At 42.3% G+C, this 6076-nt stretch carries 4 protein-coding genes and 1 pseudogene; 1 reads left to right on the top strand and 4 read right to left on the bottom strand.

Annotated features, from left to right (window positions below; translation table 11 throughout):
• The 3 genes from ACKI5J_RS02540 to ACKI5J_RS02530 form a co-directional block, all read right to left on the bottom strand.
• Positions 1 to 357, bottom strand: a 357-nt coding sequence (locus ACKI5J_RS02540) for a carboxypeptidase-like regulatory domain-containing protein (RefSeq protein WP_407426188.1), incomplete at its 3' end; no start/stop codon positions are given.
• A gap of 24 nt (positions 358 to 381) precedes the next feature.
• On the bottom strand, positions 382 to 1308 hold the full coding sequence (locus tag ACKI5J_RS02535; RefSeq protein WP_407426186.1) for a carbohydrate kinase family protein: 927 nt from the start codon (positions 1306 to 1308) through the stop codon (positions 382 to 384).
• 28 nt (positions 1309 to 1336) lie between these two features.
• Entirely contained in the window at positions 1337 to 2668 is a 1332-nt protein-coding gene (locus tag ACKI5J_RS02530; protein ID WP_407426184.1) for a sugar porter family MFS transporter, read from the bottom strand.
• A gap of 309 nt (positions 2669 to 2977) precedes the next feature.
• On the opposite strand from ACKI5J_RS02530, the gene ACKI5J_RS02525 reads away from it, so the two are divergent.
• Complete coding sequence (locus ACKI5J_RS02525) at positions 2978 to 5767, top strand: substrate-binding domain-containing protein (protein ID WP_407426182.1); 2790 nt, start codon at positions 2978 to 2980, stop codon at positions 5765 to 5767.
• A gap of 104 nt (positions 5768 to 5871) precedes the next feature.
• Here ACKI5J_RS02525 and ACKI5J_RS02520 read toward each other — a convergent pair.
• Positions 5872 to 6076, bottom strand: a pseudogene (locus ACKI5J_RS02520) (macrolide efflux MFS transporter Mef(C)); the annotation flags it as partial.

The following is a 6076-nucleotide window of genomic DNA, read 5'->3' as shown; positions in this document are numbered from 1 at the left end:
GGTCAGATCCTTCTTACGTTGGGACTGATATCCAGTAACCACCACTTCAGACAATAAACTCGCGGCAGCTTCATCAAGCTGAATAACTACCTCGTTACTGTTAGTTACTTTGACCAGCGCCGTCTCAAAGCCAATATAAGTGACCCTGATCGTTTGGCCGGTGGCCGCATGAACAGAGAATGCGCCATTTACATCGGTACTTGTACTTTTGTTCGTTTCCTGAACGACAACAGAAGCACCAATAACAGGTTGCCCGGTTGCTTTCTCTGTAATCCTTCCCCTGATTATTCGCTCCTGCGCCGTGGAAGAGCACATTACAGCTATAATTAGGGGAATTATAAGTATTAAATTTTTCATGAGTTTGGTTAGTTAGTTAATTTTCTACTTAATTAAGTGCCTGGCTGAGTTTAAATCATTTTTCCATATAAATCTTTCTAAATCGTATTGCTTATACTCCGGACATGCTCCTGAGTGAGTTGTAATGAAAGCTCCCAAAGCTGAGGCGTAATTTAAAATCCCCTCAATACTCTCACCCTTTATCCTTTTCGACAAAAATGCTGCAAGAAAAGAGTCTCCGCTCCCAACAGTATCGTTCACCTCAACCTTAAAAGCCGGGTAATTACACTGAGCGTTTTGGGTATAGTAAGATGCACCACTTCCACCCTTGGTCAGAACTATTTCCGGAATGCCAAAGAAATTTTGCAATACACTGATCCTGTCACTTTCCGTACTACAGGTCGTACTAAACCAACCAGAGATGAGGTAAAGCTCATGGATATTGAGTTTCAACAAATCGGTTTTGGATAGCAGCTCCCCCATTTTCTTCACGTCAAAATGAGGAGCGCGCAGATTAACATCAAACACTTTGCAGCTCGCTTTCTCAAGTAAAGAAAGCAGCGTCTCGTAAGAAGTCCTGTTTCTTGTTGCCAGGCTTCCGAATACGAAGGCATCTGATTCAGAAACAAGCTCAGGCAACCCCTTTTCAAGTGCTATATAATCCCAGGCTACCGGCGCAACGATATCGTACCTCACCTCCTGATCATCGCCTATCACTACTTCTACCGTAGAAGTTACGTGATCAGGATCCTTCTGGCAAAAGTCTATAGATAATCCCTTTGCCTTAATAAAGCGGATCAGTTCTTCACCATTATCGTCGTCCCCTACCCGACTGATCAGTATACTGTTTATACCCAGTTTTTTTAAATGGTAGGCGACGTTCATGGGTGCGCCGCCTGGTTTTCTGCCTGTGGGTAAATTATCCCATAGAATCTCACCAAAGCAGACTACATGGTGATCTTTTCCTTTCATACCTGTCATTCTTAAAGGTTTAATATGGTTAATGCATCATCATATTGCTTTCAATCTGCTCAAGAGACTTGCCCTTAGTTTCAGGCATAAGTTTCCATACAAAGAGCAACTGCAGCATCATCATTACACTGAAAAATAGAAATGTATTTCCGCCGCCCGCAATTTCAGACAGGTATGGAAAACAGAAAGTGATCGCAGCTGCCATGATCCAGTGGGTAAAACTTCCGAGCGTCTGGCCTTTCGCGCGGACTTCATTTGGAAAGATTTCTGAAATAAATACCCAGATGACGGCACCCTGTGAAAAAGCAAAGAATGCGATATAGATCATCAGATAAAATGTAATGGCAAAGCCGCTAAAATCGTTCATGAAGAAAGTACGTGAGACCAAACCGAGAGAGAGTATTAAGCCCACCGACCCGATCAACATCAAGGTCCTTCTTCCCACCTTATCGATGAAGCCAATGGCGATCAAAGTGAACGTAAAGTTCACCAGCCCAATACCTACAGTAGACAATAAAGACGTATGAGCACCCAGTCCCGCCATCTCAAAAATGCGCGGAGAATAATAGATGATCGCATTTATACCCGACACCTGATTGAAGACAGCGAACAAAACCGCCAATGTGATCGGCGTTTTATACTTCTTTGTAAGCAGAGAATCCGGCTTTTCAAATTCAGCCAGGACCCGATGTGATTGCTTAATCGCGATGAGCTCCTGCTCCGAATTAAGCGGGTTGATGCGTTTCAATACCTTCAAAGCCTCAGCGTCTCTCCCCTTATGCAAAACTAACCAACGTGGACTTTCAGGAACCAACTTGATTAACGCAAGATAAATGAGTGACGGAAATGCCTGAACACCGAGCATCCATCGCCATGAATTCTCCCCCTCCTGCCCAATGAGGTAATTGGATAAATAAGCAATCAAGATTCCCAGTACCACATTGAACTGAAACAAGGCAACCAAACGGCCTCTCAAATTAGCAGGAGAAATCTCCGATATATATATAGGAGCAGTAACAGAAGACATCCCCACTCCGAATCCGCCCATCATTCTGAATAGCAAAAACACATACCAGTTGGTTGCATAAGCAGTCCCAATAGCCGACAACAAATACAAAGCAGCAACCATATATAGCGTATTTTTCCTTCCATATTTATCAGAAGGAACAGAGCCAACCAGTGAGCCTATTACGGTACCTATTAAAGCTATAGACACCGTTAGGCCGTGTTCAAAAACATTAAGTGCCCAATATTGCTGGATAGATTTTTCAGCTCCCGAAATCACCGCCGTGTCGAAGCCGAAGAGAAATCCGCCGAGTGCCACAACCAGTGACCAGGCGATAACAGAATTTTTTTGCATATACTTATTAGGTTTACAATCACCAAAGTAGATGCTTATTCCAATTTTAAGTCTTGAATTTGTATCAATGTCTTCAAAAAAACGAGCACAGTCGAATTAATTTGTAAACACCTGCATATCAAATACTTATTTTTTAACAGGAATTTAAAAACCTACTGCACTTTTAAATTTGTATCACCCGTTTTAACTTTTAAATCACTTTAGAGATAGGTTTAACGAGTTCCAACGCCGTGTTCAAACCCCTAAAATTTACCATTTAATCAAATTTATGTAGCTTTCAATAATCAATTATAGAATCAGAGGAAACACATGACGGGAAATAAGAAGAGACTTCATCTTTTGATTTTACTCTTATCACTTTTTGCAGGTTTTTTGAGCGCTTGTAAAGGCAATCAAGATAAGCCCCGATACACAATCGGTTTTTCTCAGTGCATTGGTTCCGACCAGTGGAGGATCACCATGCTGGAGGAGATGCGAAGAGAATTGTCATTTCATTCAGATATTGAGCTCATTTATGAAGATGCGGGCGGAAACAGTAATAAACAGATTGAACAAGTCGAATCACTACTAAAGAAAGATATCGATCTGTTGATTATCTCCCCCAACGAATCAGAACCCCTGACACCCATTGTCGAACAAGCTTTCAGCCAGGGAACACCAGTCGTAGTCATCGACCGTAAGATCTCTTCTAACTTTTATACAGCATACGTCGGTGCCGACAATTTTGAAATCGGTAGAATGGCCGGCGAGTACCTGGCTCATCGTCTGAGGGAAAAAGGAAATATTATTGAAGTGACAGGCCTTACAGGATCCTCTCCCGCAGTAGAGCGAAACGAGGGCTTTAAAAGTGCGCTGAAACGCTATCCATCAATCCAGGTTATTAAGCAGCTTTCAGGAAGCTGGCTCAATCATAAGGCACAAGAAGAGGTCAACCTCAACAAACACTTACTCTACCAGGCCGACGCCATATTTGCGCATAACGACCAAATGGCATTGGGAACCTACGCCGTTCTTAAAAACAACGGCCTTGCCGGAAAAATCAAACTCGTTGGCGTTGATGCGCTACCCGGAGAAAATAACGGTCTCGAACTAGTATCCAAAAAAGTATTCGACGCATCCATGCTGTACCCTACAGGAGGAAAGGAAGCAATCCGTACCGCCATCAATATACTGAACAAGTTGCCCTTCAAAAAAAACACGGCGTTAAAGTCCGTTGTGATCGATTCAAGCAATGTAGAACTGATGGTCCTGCAGGCAGATAAAATGACCAGCCAGCAGAAAGATATCGAGAGGCAGCAGAATATGCTGTCAGAACAAAAAATTATCTATAACAATCAGCAAGTCATACTGAACATTCTGGTCGTCAGTCTGGTATTAGCGATTGTATTCGCCGGAATCGCATTTTATTCACTTAACGAAAACTGGAAAAACAATAAGCATCTCGAACATAAAAATCATGAGATCCTGGAAAAGCAAAATCAGCTTATCGAGATGTCTGAAAAAGCCAAATCTGCCACGGAAGCCAAATTTAATTTCTTTACCAATATTTCACATGAATTCAGAACTCCCCTAACCCTAATACTCATCCCATTAGAAGAGTTGCTTGCCGACAGCAAACTGCCTCAAAAAACACGAAGTCATTTGCAGCTTATTAATAAAAACGTGATGAGGCTCCTGCGAATGGTCAATCAGTTGATTGATTTCAGAAAAATCGACTATGAAAAGATGCGGGTACGCGCTACTGAGAATGATCTTCTGGCATTCACCAAAGAGATTATCGATCTGTTCAAAGATATCGCGTATACAAGAAATATCGATTTACGCATGGTAAGCAGCGAAACCCATTTAAGCGCCTGGTTCGACACCAATATGCTGGACAAAGTGCTATTCAACCTGCTATCCAACGCCTTTAAGTTCACCCATGACAGCGGAAAAATCATTGTCACCATCGAAAAGAACAACGAGACGAATAGCGTAGAGCTGAAAGTCGAGGACAATGGAGCAGGAATGGATGAACATACATTGGCGCATGCGTTTGACCTATTTTATCAGGATGATTCGAAACGATCCAAAGGTTCCGGCCTGGGACTATCACTTTCAAAAGAGATGATCCTGCTACACAAAGGATCCATAAAAGTGTCCAGTCAAAAAGAAAAAGGCGCACGCTTCATTATTCAGCTACCCTTAGGTGACAGTCATTTCCATGAGGATGAGAAAGTTCATACAGCAGAAGAATCTACATTGGATTACGACAACATTAAGATCTATACCACTGAATTAGAAGATGCGACGGAGATAGCCGATAGCCCAGGACTTCAGCAATCATTAAAGGAGCGTTCTATTCTCATCATTGAAGATAACGAAGAACTACTGCACTTTTTGAAGCAAAAGTTTTCCACCCAATACGAGACGTTTACAGCTAACAACGGAAACAGCGGCCTACATCAGGCTTTTGAAAACGTTCCGGACATTATCATATCAGACATTGTGCTTCCTGCACAATCAGGAACAGAAATCACCCAGGCGCTAAAAAATGACATCCGGACATCACACATACCCATCGTCCTTTTGACGGCTCAGGGAAGCCAGGAACAGCAAATAAAGGGCTTAAAAACTATGGCTGATGCTTACATTACCAAACCCTTTAATCTTCAGTATCTGGACGAAACGATCAAGAACCTCCTTCATAACAGAGATTTATTACGCTCCCGCTTTAGCAGCGAGTTGCCGGTAGAAAGTAAACTACCCGCCTCCAAAAAGCTTGACAAGAAATTTTTAAACGAGTTTGCTTCTATAGTGGAGAGCAATATCGCCAACGAAAACTTCAGTGTAGACGATATCTGCAAAAGCATAGGTATGTCCAGAATTCAGTTATACCGCAAAGCGAAGGCGCTGTTGGACTGTACGATTACTGACTATATCTTAAACAGGCGTCTTCAGAAAGCCAAATATTTATTATTGAACGAAGACATATCCATCTCTGAAATAACTTATCAGGTAGGTATTGCCTCGCCGACGTATTTTTCCACGGTGTTCAAAGCGAGATATAGTTGCAGCCCAACGGAGTACAGGCGTAAGAAGAAAGAAAACCGGCAATGAAGAAAAAAAGCAACATATCAACCGTAAAGTCTCTGTTCCCAAATAGGCGCTTATACATCAGTAGTTCCATCACCATTTCATTTGATAAACCTAACTTCTGTATGTCACTCTGCTCTGCTCTTACCTAATTGCATTAGCCCAGGCGTCAAAAAAGAAGCTACGCCTATCAGCATCACCGATGCACCCGCTATTAAAAAGGCATTTGAGATACCAATAATTTCCGCAATAAAACCCGTGAACAGCAAACCGATTAGGCTTGGAAGAATAGCCATACTGAAATACAGAGAGAACACGCGCCCTAACTTATCG

The organism is Arcticibacter sp., assembly GCF_045629565.1.
GTDB lineage: Bacteria > Bacteroidota > Bacteroidia > Sphingobacteriales > Sphingobacteriaceae > Arcticibacter.
The sequence above is the reverse complement of the archived record's forward strand: the minus strand, read 5'-3'. Positions and strand labels throughout refer to the sequence as shown.

Coding starts and splice junctions, on each gene's coding strand:
- ACKI5J_RS02525 (WP_407426182.1), top strand. CDS start 2,978: ATGACGGGAAATAAGAAGAGACTTCATCTTTTGATTTTACTCTTATCA.
- ACKI5J_RS02535 (WP_407426186.1), bottom strand. CDS start 1,308: ATGAAAGGAAAAGATCACCATGTAGTCTGCTTTGGTGAGATTCTATGG.
- ACKI5J_RS02530 (WP_407426184.1), bottom strand. CDS start 2,668: ATGCAAAAAAATTCTGTTATCGCCTGGTCACTGGTTGTGGCACTCGGC.